We start from the raw sequence: 14,052 nt of genomic DNA on the forward strand, positions 1-14,052 counted from the left end.
TTGGACGGGGCCTGCGTGGTCTCGGTCATGGTGGTTTTTATATGACGGATTTTTTCGGGATCGAGGGCGGCGCTTCAGCGCCGGTGCGCGGCAGCGATCCGGGCAAGCCGAAGGTGGAGGCAACGGCGGCGGACCTGCCTGCACTTGCGGCGCCATAGGTGTGCAGGGCCGTCGCGCCGCCCGCGGATTTGCCCGCGAGATTGCCCGTAACATGGGCCATGCCCGCCTGGCCCACCGACGCCAGCAATGCTTGCGCGCCGCCTTTTGGCAGCGACTGCACTGCGTCCGCCGCTTGCTGCGTCGCTTGCGCAATCGCGCCGAACTTGCCGGCCGCACCGTTGAGCGTGCCTGCTGCCGCACCGGCGCCAGTCTCGGACAGCGCCACGGCCGGCCATTCGGTTCCCTGGCCGAAGTAGCTGCCTTCATCCCACGGGTCGCGCGGGTCCTTGCCGTAGCTGACTGTGGCCATCCCCATTGGCAGGCCAGCCACGCTGGCAAAGCCATTGCCGTCGAGCGTCCCCTGGTGGACGCCTCCTTCGGCGTCGACGACGGTATAGTCGCCTCCCTGGATGCCTTGTTTCGTGCCGCCTTCCGGGTTCACGTACTGGTGATACAGCGCAAGCTGTCCCGGGGGCAGCTGGACGGGCTGCGGCAAGGCCGGCGTGCCTTCGCTCTTGCCGGGGTCGAAGCTGTGATGCGCCGCGTGCTGGCGCAAGGTGCCGCCCGTGCCATGGACGATCCCCGATGCGTTCCAGCGGCTGAAACTGGTGCCGCCGTTGATCACCACTTCTTCCTTTGCCGTGATCGTGATCCGGTTGGCGGTATGGGTGATGTTGAGCTTGGCCAGGATGTTGACGCTGTCCTTCAAGGCCGTGATGTCGATGTCGGCGCTCGCCGCCACCAGCTTCATGCCGGCCTTGTAGGCAAACATGCGCACCGCTTCCTTGACGCTGACGAGCAGGCTCTTGCCCGCGCTCAGGCTGGCATGGCCGCCGCTGGTCAGGGCGGTGTGCTCCACGCTCATCAGGTGGGTGGAGCCTTGCGTGCTGGTTTCGATGCCGGCGGGGCTGGCCAGAACCAGGTGGGGAGCCTGGAATTCCGGGAATTCGCCTTGTGCCGGGGCACCTCCCTTGCCCTTGATGGCGTCGACCTGCGCCTGCAGCGCGGCGACGACCTGATCCTGGTCGCCTGCCTGATGCGCCTGCGCCTGTTGCGCAACCTGCGACAGGCTGTCGTGCAACTCGTGGCCTTGCGCCATACGCGCCAGCGTCTCCGCCATGTCGGCGATATGGGCGCGGGCGTTCGGCCGTCCTTCGGTGCTGAGCAGCAGGCCCTGCTGCGCCCGCACCGCACCAATGCCGTCGGTGCGCAGCTCGAAACCCTGGCCGCGCGCATCCTTGCGTCCGGCGTTGTCGTCGATGCGGTTGATATGGCCAAGACTGAGCTGGCTGGCCAGATGGTCGCTCTTGAGCTGCGCCTGGATCTTTCCCTGTGTGTCATCGAGCACCAGGTGATTGCTGCGTCCGCCGGGCGTGTTGCCGCCCTCGGCGGTCAGCTCCCGGCTCCTGAGCCCCGTCAAGGCCTGCTGTTCGGGCAGCTTCCACGGCGGCATATAATTCTGGTTATATACGCAGCCGGTCACAATCGGATGGTCGGGATTGCCATCGAGCCATTGCACAATCACTTCCGATCCCACCCGCGGATGGCTGGCTAGACCCTTTTCGCCGCCGGCCCAGTTGCTGCTTACCCGTACCCAACAGCTGCCGCTTTCGTCCCGGTCCCAGTGAAACTTGACCTGGATGCGCCCGTACTGGTCCACGTTCAGGCTCCCCTGGCCTTGTGGACCGACCACGGTGCCGGTCTGCAGGGCCAGCAGCCTGGTATCCGTGCTGTTGAAGCCGCGCCCGGGCCGCCAAGGCAAGGCCTTGCTCAGGCAGAGCAGGCGGTTCTTGTACTCGGCGGGCGCACTCTTACCTTGCAGGTAATTGTTGCTGGCTTCGTGGTGCACTTCCAGGATCAGGAACTCGCTGTCGGCGCTTTCGCTGAAATGCTCAAACAGCCTGAACCACCTGCCTGGGGCGACGCACCGGTTGTTGCCTTGTGCTTCGACCAGCCTGGCGCGGGCTTCGATTTCTTCCATGCGCAATTGGGCAAGCTGGTAGGCGCCGGACTGGTGCTTGAATCCGTAATGCCCCTCGTAGCCGTGCACCTCCAGTCGCGGAATATCGCCCTGCTGGTTGATGGTGACGGTATCCGCATGGATCGGGCGCGGATTCTTGAAGTCGAAGCCGCTGACCACCGCTTGTCCCGAGGCGCACTGGCGCCGCGGGCTCCAGTCGCCGATGGCATCCTCGTCGACCGCACCGCCGGCGCGCTGAAAGCGGATGCCGGGCGATGGCCCGTCGATCGGCGCCGCGGCGTGGGTGTCGTCAGAGACCGTGAGCGTATGACCTTCGCTGCCGTGCTCGTACCAATAGCTGTAGCCCGCCGCTTCCCAGCGCCGGCACAGGTAGTTGTGATCGGTCTCGTCCCATTGCGTGGCCATCGTGAACTGCGGCTGTTCGCCGGCGACTTTCCACTCCCACACAGGCAGGCGACCGTAGCCGGTGAAGATCGTTTCCGCCTGCTCGCGCAAGCCTTGCGCATGGAACAGCCGGTTGTTCCGGCGCAGGCGCGTGTACGCCAGCCATGGCTCGAGGATGGCTTCATAGAAGGCCACGCCGCCATCCGTCTTGACCAGCATGAACGACGTGACATAACCGGTGAACGGACGCAGGCTGCCGTCAGCCTGAACGAGCGAGACGCACAGCAGCTTGCCGTGCATCGACTCGAGTTCGATCCTGGCGTCGTCGCTCAGGAGTTCCACCTTGAATGCGAAGTCGCGCGACAAGTATTCCGTGCCGACGAACCGGTTCACCATCAGCCTGGCCTGCGGGCCGTCGTTTTTCGGGAACGAGATGCGCAGCAGGCGGGTGTGTTGGTGAGATTCCAGCAGTGCTTGCAGGTCAGTCATCGTGTTTACTCATCGATGCGGGTACAAGGAAATTTTTGTAATTATTCAGGTACTTGCAACGACGAAACTTGCGTAGTCTCAACGATGAGAGCGCGAAGTGAAACGCTTAGCTGGCGCTACCAGGCGAACGAGTTCGACAGGCAATCGACCGCATCAGATTTTTTGGGGGGAAAGCTGTGGGCTGATATCGCATGTGCAGTGCGATGAAACCGAAGGGGTTGCTGACGGACGGGCCGTTCGGTGCGCTCGATGCGTTGATGCGGCATCTGCAGGACGAGCTACCGAGAATGGTGGCCGCGACCAGGTCGACCGAGGATGGGAGGGGGAGGGGAGCTGGCGCTGGACGCGCTTTTTACCGAGCACCGCAAGGCGGTGCTGGAATTCCTGTGTCGCCAGAAGGCGCGCCCAGCGGCCAAGCCGCCTGCATACGCGCCAGGGATGGAATCAGGGCGCTTTCTTCTTCTGCACCTGACGCTGCTGCTGCTTGCGCTGCGTCTGGTTGCGGTTCTGCTTGGCCTCGTACAGCGCCACGGCGTCCAGCTTGGCCTGGGCGACCGTACGCAGCTCTTCGTTGTCGTCGTGGGCGACGAAGTAATCGTTGGCCTGCGCGTCGACCACCAGCTTGATCGCGGCTTCGTCGTCGAGGTTGTAGATCTCGGTAAGCAGGGTCGTTACTTCATCAAGAAAGTCTTCATAAGTCATGGCGCGATCGTCCTGGAACAAAAAGGGAATAATAGAATGAAAAACAGGCTGAAAACAAAAACGCCAACCCGAAGGCTGGCGTTTTCGTTGAATCTTTGGTAGGCCGTGCGTGGCTCGAACACGCGACCAACGGATTAAAAGTCCGCTGCTCTACCAACTGAGCTAACGACCCGAAGAAACGAGATTATAGGGCCCGTCCTCGAAGCTGTCAATTGCCGAGCCCGATCGGTGCCAGCCCAATCAGGGCGATGCCATCGCCCTGACGGTTATTTCAGCGACGCCAGCCGATCGCGCGCCGTCTGCGCCGCGCTCGAGTCCGGATACCTGGACACCAGCGTCTGCAGCGACTTCTTCGCGTTCTTGTTGTCCTTCAGGAGGGCGTAGCTGCTGGCGATGTTCAGCATGGCGTCCGGCACCTTGGCGCTGTCGGCATACGTGGTGGTCACGACCTGCTGGGCCGCGATCGCCCTCTTGTAGTCGCCCAGCGCGTAATAAGTGTTGCCCAGCCAGTACTGCGCGTTGGACGCATAGGGCGATTGCGGATACTGCTTCACGAATTCCTGCAGCGCGCTCGATGCGCCTTTGTAGTCGCCGGACTGGAACAGGGCGGTGGCGGCCTCGTAGGCGGTCTTCTCGGTGGGCATCACTTCGGCGGTCTGGCCGTCGATGACTTCCTGGCGCGGCTCGAACCGTTTCAGGCGCGCGTCGAGGTCGGCGTACAGCTGCTTCTGGCTTTCCTGGGCCTTGGACAATTCGTTCTGCAGCACTTCGATCTGGCCGCGCAGACGGGCGATCTCGCGCATGGTCTGCTCGTGCTGGTTCAGCATCTCGATCTGGACCGTCTTGTCCGATTTGCCGTCGATGCGCGTGGTCAGGTCGCGCGTGATGTTGTCGACCTTGGTGCGCAGGTCCAGGATGGCCTTGCGCGCCTCGTTGTCATCGAACGGGCCGGCCACGGCATGCAGCGGCATCCACAGGGCCAGCACGAGGCAGGCGAGGCGGGACGGAGACAGTTTGATCATAAGCGTTGCTCTTTCTAAACCGGTTGCTGAGATAAAACGGGGCGGGTAGCAGTCTGCACTGCGTCCCGCCCCCTGTCAATCAACGCTGATCGGCTGGATCAGCCGGATTGATTACTGATAAACGATGTCAGCGCGGCGGTTTTCAGCCCAGGCTTCTTCGTTGCTGCCGGTTGCTTTTGGCTTTTCTTCGCCCAGCGAGACAGCTTCCATCTGGCCTTCCGACACGCCCAGCGACGCCATCGAGCGACGGACGGCTTCGGCACGCTTCTGGCCCAGGGCCAGGTTGTACTCGGTGCCGCCGCGTTCGTCGGTGTTGCCCTGGATCAGGACTTTACGCGAGGTGTTCTTGGTCAGGTAGCCCGAGTGGTTCTGCACCACTGGCTGGCCGTCGGCGCGGACCACGAAGCTGTCGTAGTCGAAGTAGACGCTGCGGTTGGCCAGGACGCCTTTTGGATCGTTCAGTGGATCGACGGTGCCGGTTTCCACTGGACGGATGTCACGGCTGTCAGCCACTGGTGCTGCTGGCTCTGGCGACTTTTCAACGACTGGGGTTTCGTCCAGTTTGGTTGGCGACGAGCAAGCGGCCAGCAGGGCGGCAGCGGAAGCGATGAAAGCGAGACTCTTGAAGTTGCGCATGGATTTTCTCCTGTTCTGGTTAAGGTTTTACTTCTTACTTCATGAAAGGACCCCAGCTGGGCTCCCGAATGTTTCCCGCTTTGGTCGTCAAGCGTTGCTTGACCCGTCCATCCACAGACACCACTGCAAGCGAGACGCGCCCGCCGCCCTTGGTTGCATACATGATGTACTTGCCGTTAGGCGAAAAACTCGGTTCGGTGGCCCCATCGGCCAGGCGAAGTTCCCGGCCGGTCGCCAGGTCCATCGCATATAAGGAGAAAGCGCCGCCGCGCTGTGAAATCCAGGCCAGCGTCTTGCCGTCGGACGACACGCGCGGGCTGATATTGTAATTGCCGTTGAAGGTCACGCGGGTGGCATTGCCGCCCGCGACGCTCATCTTGTAGATCTGGGGACCGCCGCTGCGGTCGCTCGTGAAATAAATGGTCTGGCCATCCGCCGAGAACTGAGGCTCGGTATCGATCGCCGGATTGTTGGTCAGGCGACGATGGCCGCTGCCGCTCGAATTGACGCTGTAGATTTCGGTATTGCCGTCCTGCGACAGGGCGACGGCCAGGGTGGAGCCGTCCGGCGACCATGCTGGCGCGGAGTTGTTGCCCTTCTGGTTCGAGATCACGTTGCGGCGACCGGTCATCAGGTCTTGCAGGTAGACCACCGGCTTGCGGTTTTCCATCGAAACGTAGGCAACCTTCATGCCGTCCGGCGACCAGGCCGGCGAGATGATCGGCTCCTTGCCCTGGGTGGCGATGATCTCGTTCTCGCCGTCGGCGTCGGCCACGGCCAGCGCGAAGCGGTTGGCCGCGCGGTCTTCCTTCACGTACGCGATGCGGGTCGAGAAGATGCCGCGCACGCCGGTCAGTTTTTCGTAGACGTCGTCGGCGATGCGGTGCGCCTGCAGGCGGGTGTAGCGCGGCTGCACTTCACCGCCCAGTTGCGAGATTTCGCCGCCCTTGACGGTGTCGAGCAGCTTGTAGCGGATCGCAAAGCGGCCGTCAGGCTGGCGCGCCACGCTGCCGACCACCAGCGCGTCGGCGCCGCTGGCCTTGAACGCGCCCAGGTTCACCTGGCCGGCGTCGGCATCGCTGATCACCCGGCCGGCGTCGATGACCTTGAACACGCCGCTGCGCTCGAGGTCGGCGCGGATGATGGCCGACACCTTGTCGGGGGCGACGGATTCGTCGGCAAAGGCGGCAATGGCCACAGGGATCTGGTTGCTGCCGACGCCGGCGATTTCGATCTGGATCTGCGCATTGGCTGTAGTCCCTATTGCGAGGGAAACGCTGAACAGCAAAATGTGAAGTTTTTTCATGGTGTCTCTAGTAAAACTGGTTCGAACCGAATCAATCGTAATCTTTCATCGAGAAATTCACGTCAAGCGTACGCTCCACGGTCCCGTCCTTCTTCTTGGGAAGCGGAGATGCTTTCTTGATACCATTTTCCACTGCTCTGTCAAATTCCGGCACACCGCTGCTTTTCACCAGGCGCACCGACATGATTTCGCCGGTTGGCAGTTGCTCCACCCGGAAAGTGGCGCGCGGATTGCCGGCCACGTCGGTATTGCCCGGGTACGCCGTCGCGCTCTTGATCGCGGCCGTGATCGCGGCGACATAGCCGCCATCGCTGCGCGGACCGGTCGATTTCGCCGCCGTGCCGGTGCTGCCCATGGCGCCGGCCATGCGCTTGAGCTCTTCCTGACGGAATTTCTCCAGCTTGGCGGCCTCGGCCTTGGCGGCAGCGGCTTCCTTCCGCTTTTTCTCGGCAGCAGCAGCGTCGGCCTTCTTCTTCTCTGCGGCTTCCTGCTTCTTGCGTTCGGCTTCCGCGAGTTTCTTCTTCTCGGCTTCGTCGCGCTTCTTCTGCTCGGCCTTCTGCTCGATCTCTTCGCGCTTCTTCTCTTCGGCTTCCTTGCGCTTCTTCTCTTCGGCAGCAGCCTTCTTCGCTTGTTCTTCCTTGCGCTTCTTTTCCTCGCGCAGCGCGATCTCCGGATCCGGCGTCGGCGCAGGACGCTCCACCACCGGCTCCGGTGGGGGCGGCGGCGGCGGTTCCGGCGCGGGCTCGGGTTCGGGCTGCGGCTCGGGTTCCGGCGCCGGCTCGGACGGCAATTCGGGCGCCGCCGCGGTTTGCACCGACATATCCCATACCTCGGCCTCGACCGAGACCGGATTGACCTTCTGCCAGCTCACGCCGATCGCCAGGAAGGCCAGCAGCGCCGCGTGCACCGCCACCGCCAGCAAAAACGATGGCAGTGGTTTCGGTTCGGGCGGCACGTAGTAGGGCGTGCCGTCGTTGACTGACTTCTTTGCGGTCATATCTTCGGCGTCACTGGGTGGCCAGGCCGACCCGGTTGATGCCCATCTTCTTGGCTTCCGAAATCAGCTGGATCACGTCGTCATACTTGCTGTCGCGGTCGCCTGCAATCAGGACCGGAAAGTCCGGATGCTCTTCGTGCAGCGCGCGCAGGCGCTGCAGCAGGGCGGAGCGGTCGGCCACTTCGTCCGGGGCCACCTTTACCTTGCCGTGCACGCCGATCGACAGCTTGTTGCCGGGCTCGATGGAAATCTGGATATACGTGTCCGGCGGCAGCGCGGATTTCTCGGCGCGCGGCAGATTGACGACACTGGGCGCCTCATTCGCCGGCACCGCCATGAAAATGATGAGCAGCACCAGCATCACGTCGATATACGGCACGACGTTGATCTCGGACTTGAACTTGCGGCGACGTCCGCCGCGCATGCTGCTGGAAAATGCCATCCCGATGCTCTCCCGGTTCTCGTGGGCGGATCAGCGCGACTGGCGCTGGAGGATGTTCGAGAATTCCTCGACGAAGCTCTCGAAGCGGTTCGCCAGGCGGTCGATGTCGTGGGTGAAGCGGTTGTACGCGACCACGGCAGGGATTGCAGCGAACAGGCCGATCGCGGTCGCGATCAGCGCTTCGGCGATGCCGGGAGCGACCACCGCCAGGGTGGCCTGCTCGACGCTGGCCAGGCCGCGGAACGAGTTCATGATGCCCCACACGGTGCCCAGCAGGCCGATGTACGGCGAGACCGAGCCGACCGACGCCAGGAAGTTCAGGTGGGTGTCGAGCGAATCGAGTTCGCGCTGGAACGAGGCGCGCATGGCGCGGCGGGCGCCGTCGAGCACCGAGTTCATGTCCAGGGCTTCGCGCGACGCCTGCTTGCCCTTGATGAACTCGCCCATGCCGGCCTCGAAGATGCGGGCCAGCGGGCCGCTCTGGTCGCGCTGGCTGCTGGCGCTCTGGTGCAGGGTGTGCAGGTTGCCGCCGGCCCAGAAACTGCGCTCGAACTGCTCGGTCTGCATGCGCGCGGCGCGGATCGCGAACACCTTGCGGAAGATATAAGTCCAACTCACGATCGACAGCACCAAGAGCAAGGCCATGATCAGCTGCACCAGTATGTGGGCATTGGCGATCAGGGATACAAACGAGAGGTCGTGGGTTGCGGTCATGGCTCAACTTATAAGATTTTTCAGGCGGCACGCATTTTAGCAGCCACGTCGTCGGGCAGGGGGCGGGGACGCGTGGTTCTGACGTCAACGCAGCCGATTTTCACGCTGGCCGAATTGAGCAGCACCTCGCCGCGCCATGCTTCCTGGAGAAACTGGACCGAGGCGCCGCCCACTTTCGTCACGCTGGTGCGGATGCTCAGTTCATCGTCGAGACGGGCGGCGAAGCGGTAATCGAGAGTCATGCTCCTGACGACGAACGCCGTGTGGTCCGCGTCGATCAGCGCTTGTTGCTCGATCCCGAGCGCGCGCAGGAACTCGGTGCGGCCGCGCTCGAAGAACTTCAGGTAGTTGGCATAATAGACAATGCCTCCGGCGTCGGTATCTTCGTAATAAACCCTGACTGGCCAGTTGTACACTGAAGGCATTCTTTGGTGCCAAATAAATGAAATCGGGAAACATTTTACGCGACTTTCCACTTTAATATGTACGCTGACGTACGTTGCAAGCGGAAAAATTTTGCGTTTGGATAGCACGGGCTCGTGCTTTTGAGCAGTAGTAGACTTGAAACGTGGTTAAAAGACCAATCACTGTAACACTTTCTCACAAATGACAGGCGGGTGATTGGTCTTGCTGGGCCGGGCATGCGGATGAGGCAATACATGCGCGACGGGAGGCGTGCGCCGCCCGGTCAACCCCGGCGTACGTTCAACGGCGAGAACCCCTGGCAAGTCGGCATCAGCTCGATGCTGTTGACGTTGACGTGCGGCGGCAGCGTCGCGATCCAGAAGGCGGTGTCGGCGATGTCCTTCGCGGTCAGCGGTTGCGTGCCCTCGTAGACCCTGGCCGCGGCGGCGTCGTCGCCCTTGAAGCGCACGTTCGAGAATTCGGTGCCGCCACACAGGCCGGGCGCGATATTGGTGGCGCGCACGCCGGTTCCGGCCAGGTCGGCGCGCAGGTTCAGCGTGAACTGCTCGACGAAGGCTTTGGTTGCGCCATACACATTGCCGCCCGGGTAAGGATAGTGGCCGGCGACCGAACCGATATTGATCACCAGGCCGCTGCCGCGCGCCACCATGTCCGGCAGCACGGCGCGGGTCATGGTCACCAGGCCCTGGCAGTTGGTCGCGATCATGGTTTCCCAGTCTTCCAGCGGCACTTGATGGGCCGGCGCCGTGTTCAGCGCCAGGCCGGCATTGTTGACCAGCACGTCGATGGGTTGCCAGTCGGGCGGCAGGCTGGAGAGAGCAGCCTCGATCGAGGCGCGGCTGGTGACGTCCAGGGTCACGGCCAGCGCCTGGTCGCCCAGTTCGCGCGCCAGGTCCGCGAGGCGGTCGGTGCGGCGCGCGGCGAGGACGACGCGGTGGCCGTGCGAGACGAAGGTGCGCGCCATTTCGGCGCCGAAGCCGGCCGATGCGCCGGTGATGAAGACGATCATGATGGGTCCTTGGATGGCAACAGAGTGACAGGCGGGAAAGGCAAGGCGCGCTGCCGAACCATAAAATTGTAGCCGAAACGACCACGAGCGCGCTGGAGGCCGCGGTTTCTCGGCCGGCACAGCGGTTTCCTTGCCCTGCGATGGGGAGTTCAGTACAATTTGGAGTCCTTACGTCTCACGTAACTGGCGAAATACCGCGTGTGCGTACCAATCGGATGCGCGGCGCGGCAAAGGTGGGCACCCACCGGGGAACGTGAGACGCCATACGCCGTTCGCCTGGGCAGCCATCAACCGGTACGCGTTCGATCGCGGCTGCCTGCGCCCGTGCCTACGGCCCGCCCCGGCTCCCGCCATTCGACGCCACCAGTTGCCTGGATTACTATCGATTGGAGTTTTACATGTTTGCCAAAGACCATACGCTCGCCAATATCGACCCGGAACTGTGGGATGCAATTCAAAAAGAAAACGTTCGCCAGCAAGACCACATCGAGCTGATCGCTTCCGAGAACTACACCTCGCCGGCCGTGATGGAAGCGCAGGGCTCGCAGCTGACCAACAAGTATGCCGAAGGCTATCCGGGCAAGCGCTACTATGGCGGCTGTGAATACGTCGACGTCGCCGAGCAGCTGGCGATCGACCGCCTGAAGCAACTGTTCGGCGCCGAAGCCGCCAACGTCCAGCCGAACTCGGGTTCGCAAGCCAACCAGGGCGTGTTCTTCGCCATGCTCAAGCCGGGCGACACCATCATGGGCATGTCGCTGGCCGAAGGCGGCCACCTGACCCACGGCATGGCGCTGAACATGTCGGGCAAGTGGTTCAACGTCGTCTCGTACGGACTGACCGCCGAAGAAGACATCGACTACGACGCGCTCGAAAAGCAGGCGCACGAGCACAAGCCGAAGATGATCATCGCCGGCGCGTCGGCATTCGCGCTGCGCATCGATTTCGAGCGCATCGCCAAGGTGGCCAAGGACGTCGGCGCTTACTTCATGGTCGACATGGCCCACTACGCCGGCCTGATCGCAGCCGGCGAATACCCGAACCCGGTGCCGTTCGCCGACTTCGTCACCTCGACCACCCACAAATCGCTGCGCGGCCCGCGCGGCGGCATCATCCTGATGAAGGCCGAGCACGAGAAGGCCATCAATTCGGCGATCTTCCCGGGCATCCAGGGCGGTCCGCTGATGCACGTGATCGCCGGTAAAGCCGTCGCGTTCAAGGAAGCGCTGTCGCCGGAATTCAAGGAATACCAGCAGCAGGTCGTCAAGAACGCCAAGGCACTTGCTGAGACTCTTATCGCACGGGGCCTGCGCATCGTGTCGGGCCGCACCGAATCGCACGTGATGCTGGTCGACCTGCGCGCCAAGGGCCTGACCGGCAAGGAAGCGGAAGCGATCCTGGGCCAGGCTCACATGACCTGCAACAAGAACGGCATCCCGAACGACCCGCAGAAGCCGTTCGTCACCTCGGGCATCCGCCTGGGCAGCCCGGCCTTCACCACCCGCGGCTTCAAGGAAGAAGACGCGGTCACCGTGGGCAACCTGATCGCCGACGTGCTGGACAACCCGCATGACGCCGCGACCATCGAGCGCGTGAAGGGCGAAGTCAAGAAGCTGACCGACAAGTACCCGGTCTACGCGCGTTGATCGCATCTCCCCCGGCCGGTTCGCCGGCCGGGTAACAGCAGCATCCTTGCAGTAACCCGGCGCCATGAAATGTCCCTTTTGCCAGCATGAAGAAACACAGGTCCTCGATACCCGCGTATCCGAGGAGGGGGACGCCATTCGGCGCCGGCGCCGCTGCGGCAAGTGCGACAAGCGCTTCACGACCTACGAGCGCATCGAGCTGTCGATGCCGATCATCGTCAAGAAGAATGGCAGCCGCACCGAATTCGCCTCCTCCAAGCTGCGCGGCAGCCTGATGCTCGCCCTGAGGAAGCGCCCGGTGGCGGCCGAGGCGATCGACCGCGCCGTCGCGTCGATCGAGGAAAAGCTGCTCACCAGCGGCCGGCGCGAAGTCGAGAGCGTGCATGTCGGCGAGCTGGTGATGGAAGAGCTCAAGCGCCTCGACAAGATTGCCTACATCCGCTTCGCTTCCGTCTACAAGAATTTCGAGGACCTGGATTCCTTCCAGGCGGCGCTGGCCGAAGTCGGGCATCAGCGCAAGCTCGACAACTGACGTCGTTTCCAAGTTCCGTTTCTTGCCCGGCGCACGCTTGCGTCCACGCATGAGCGCCTGAGTCCGGCCTGATAACTTCTCTGCTCGCACATCGTTAGCGAAAGGAGTGGCATGCAGGCGCGTCTCCCCGGCAGCCCGGGCGGCTTCACCATGGTCGAAGTCCTGGTGGCCTTGTTCGTGCTCGCGATCGGCGTGGTCGGCGCCAGCGCGGCGCAGCTGGCCGCGCAGCGCACGCGCCAGCATGCCGCATTGACCTCCGAGGCGGCGCTGGTGGCCACGTCACTGGCCGCGCGCATGCAGGCCAACACCCACGTGGCAAGCCTGCCGGACGGCTCCAATCCCTATCTGCCGTTTGACTACCAGGCGCTCGCCGCCGGCCTGCCGGCGGGCGGCGCCCCGTGTTTCGGCGCGGGCGCCTGCGATCCCCTGGCGCTGGCCGCCTTCGACCTGCACGAGACGCGCCGGGCGCTGCACCGGGGCTTTCCCTCGGGCCGCATCGTGCTCTGCCGCGACGGCGCGCCGTGGGATGCCGGGCACGGCCGCTACCGATGGGCGTGCAGCGGAGAAGAGACGGCGCCGGTGGCGATCAAGATCGGCTGGCATGGCACGCAGGACGGGCCGGGCTACGTGTTGCTGGTGGCGCGATGAAGGCCCGCAAGAAGACAGGCGGCCCACGCCACCGCTACCGCCAGGCCGGCCTGACGATTGCCGAACTGATGGTGGCGATGGCGCTCGGCCTGGCGGTGCTGCTGGCGAGCGGCTCGCTCTTGATTACCAGCGTGCGCGCGCACGCCGCCGTCACGGAGGCGACCGAGATGGACGACAGCGGCCGCTACGCCGTGGATGCGCTGGCGCGCGCCATCCGCCTGGCGGCGCACGTCGACTGGGCGGCGCATCCGGGCGCCGATCCGGCGGCGCCGGCGCGGCTGGCCGGCCTGGACGCCAGTTCGCTGGAGCGGTCCGGCCCCGGCATCGAGGCAACCCTGCCCGACGAAGCCAACGGCAGCGACGTGCTGGCCGTGCGCTTTTCCGGCAGCGGCGCGCCGCCCGGTGGCGACGGCGCCACCCTCGATTGCGCCGGTTTCCCCGTGCACCGCGACGAAGAAGGCTGGAGCATCTTCTATGTCGCGCGCAATGCCCAGGGCGATGCCGAGTTGCGTTGCAAGTACCGGGGCGCGAGCAACTGGTCGTCGGATGCGGTGGCGGGCCGGGTCGACGGCTTCCAGGTGCTGTACGGCCTGGATGCCGACGGCGACCGCGTCCCGGAGCGCTACGTCAATGCGACCGAGCTGGGCGCGCTCGATGCGGCGCTGGCGCCGGTCGGGGCCACGCCCGACGAACGCGCGGCCGATTTGCGCCGGCGCACGCACTGGAAGCGGGTGGCGCTGGTGCGGGTCGCGCTGCTGCTGCATGGCCCGCGGCTCGATCCCGGCGCTCACTCCGACATCGTCTACGACCTGTTCGGTCCGGACCATGGCGCCGCCTTTTCCACGGGCGACCAGGGCACCCGGCTGATGGGCGCGGCGCTCGACGACGGACGCGCGCCACGCATGCGCAAGGTCTATGGCGCGACGATCGCGTTGCCGGTGGCGCCGGATTGAACCCGC

At 64.0% G+C, this 14,052-nt stretch carries 14 protein-coding genes, 1 tRNA gene and 1 riboswitch; of the genes, 4 read left to right on the forward strand and 11 right to left on the reverse strand.

The window, feature by feature from the left end; genetic code table 11:
• Positions 1-37 precede the first annotated feature (37 nt).
• From ACZ9AQ_RS22405 to ACZ9AQ_RS22455, 11 genes are all read right to left on the reverse strand, one after another.
• Positions 38-3,013 (reverse strand): type VI secretion system Vgr family protein, encoded by a 2,976-nt coding sequence (locus ACZ9AQ_RS22405; protein WP_429206911.1) that lies wholly within the window; start codon positions 3,011-3,013, stop codon positions 38-40.
• 444 nt (positions 3,014-3,457) lie between these two features.
• Positions 3,458-3,715 carry a hypothetical protein gene (locus ACZ9AQ_RS22410; RefSeq protein WP_429206910.1) on the reverse strand — a complete coding sequence of 86 codons (258 nt, stop codon included), beginning with the start codon at positions 3,713-3,715 and terminating at the stop codon, positions 3,458-3,460.
• 96 nt (positions 3,716-3,811) lie between these two features.
• Positions 3,812-3,887 (reverse strand) — tRNA-Lys (locus ACZ9AQ_RS22415).
• Positions 3,888-3,981: 94 nt separating this feature from the next.
• A complete protein-coding gene (ybgF, locus tag ACZ9AQ_RS22420) occupies positions 3,982-4,737 on the reverse strand; it encodes a tol-pal system protein YbgF (protein ID WP_429206909.1) in 756 nt (251 codons plus the stop codon).
• Positions 4,738-4,848: 111 nt separating this feature from the next.
• A complete protein-coding gene (gene pal / locus ACZ9AQ_RS22425; RefSeq protein WP_109344256.1) occupies positions 4,849-5,373 on the reverse strand; it encodes a peptidoglycan-associated lipoprotein Pal in 525 nt (174 codons plus the stop codon).
• 34 nt (positions 5,374-5,407) lie between these two features.
• Positions 5,408-6,679 carry a Tol-Pal system beta propeller repeat protein TolB gene (gene tolB / locus ACZ9AQ_RS22430; RefSeq protein ID WP_429206908.1) on the reverse strand — a complete coding sequence of 424 codons (1,272 nt, stop codon included), beginning with the start codon at positions 6,677-6,679 and terminating at the stop codon, positions 5,408-5,410.
• A 31-nt stretch (positions 6,680-6,710) separates the two neighbouring features.
• On the reverse strand, positions 6,711-7,676 hold the full coding sequence (tolA, locus tag ACZ9AQ_RS22435) for a cell envelope integrity protein TolA (protein ID WP_429206907.1): 966 nt from the start codon (positions 7,674-7,676) through the stop codon (positions 6,711-6,713).
• A gap of 10 nt (positions 7,677-7,686) precedes the next feature.
• Positions 7,687-8,118, reverse strand: coding sequence for a biopolymer transporter ExbD (locus ACZ9AQ_RS22440; RefSeq protein WP_429206906.1), 432 nt, complete (start codon positions 8,116-8,118; stop codon positions 7,687-7,689).
• Positions 8,119-8,148: 30 nt separating this feature from the next.
• Positions 8,149-8,832, reverse strand: a complete 684-nt coding sequence (gene tolQ, locus ACZ9AQ_RS22445; protein WP_429206905.1) for a protein TolQ — start codon at positions 8,830-8,832, stop codon at positions 8,149-8,151.
• A gap of 20 nt (positions 8,833-8,852) precedes the next feature.
• A complete protein-coding gene (gene ybgC / locus ACZ9AQ_RS22450) occupies positions 8,853-9,257 on the reverse strand; it encodes a tol-pal system-associated acyl-CoA thioesterase (RefSeq protein ID WP_429206904.1) in 405 nt (134 codons plus the stop codon).
• Positions 9,258-9,520: 263 nt separating this feature from the next.
• On the reverse strand, positions 9,521-10,267 hold the full coding sequence (locus ACZ9AQ_RS22455) for an SDR family oxidoreductase (protein ID WP_429206903.1): 747 nt from the start codon (positions 10,265-10,267) through the stop codon (positions 9,521-9,523).
• A gap of 169 nt (positions 10,268-10,436) precedes the next feature.
• Positions 10,437-10,556: riboswitch (ZMP/ZTP riboswitch) on the forward strand.
• A 109-nt stretch (positions 10,557-10,665) separates the two neighbouring features.
• Here ACZ9AQ_RS22455 and glyA point away from each other — a divergent pair.
• From glyA to ACZ9AQ_RS22475, 4 genes are all read left to right on the forward strand, one after another.
• Positions 10,666-11,913, forward strand: coding sequence for a serine hydroxymethyltransferase (gene glyA, locus ACZ9AQ_RS22460; protein WP_429206902.1), 1,248 nt, complete (start codon positions 10,666-10,668; stop codon positions 11,911-11,913).
• A gap of 64 nt (positions 11,914-11,977) precedes the next feature.
• The gene (gene nrdR, locus ACZ9AQ_RS22465) at positions 11,978-12,445 is read left to right on the forward strand and encodes a transcriptional regulator NrdR (protein ID WP_137173569.1); all 468 of its coding nucleotides are present in this window, start codon (positions 11,978-11,980) and stop codon (positions 12,443-12,445) included.
• A gap of 111 nt (positions 12,446-12,556) precedes the next feature.
• On the forward strand, positions 12,557-13,093 hold the full coding sequence (gene pilV / locus ACZ9AQ_RS22470) for a type IV pilus modification protein PilV (protein ID WP_429206901.1): 537 nt from the start codon (positions 12,557-12,559) through the stop codon (positions 13,091-13,093).
• Positions 13,090-14,046 (forward strand): PilW family protein, encoded by a 957-nt coding sequence (locus ACZ9AQ_RS22475; protein WP_429206900.1) that lies wholly within the window; start codon positions 13,090-13,092, stop codon positions 14,044-14,046. Before pilV ends, ACZ9AQ_RS22475 begins: the two co-directional genes overlap by 4 nt.
• The last annotated feature ends 6 nt before the right edge of the window (positions 14,047-14,052 follow it).

The sequence above is a fragment of the Massilia sp. UYP34 genome (assembly GCF_056279385.1).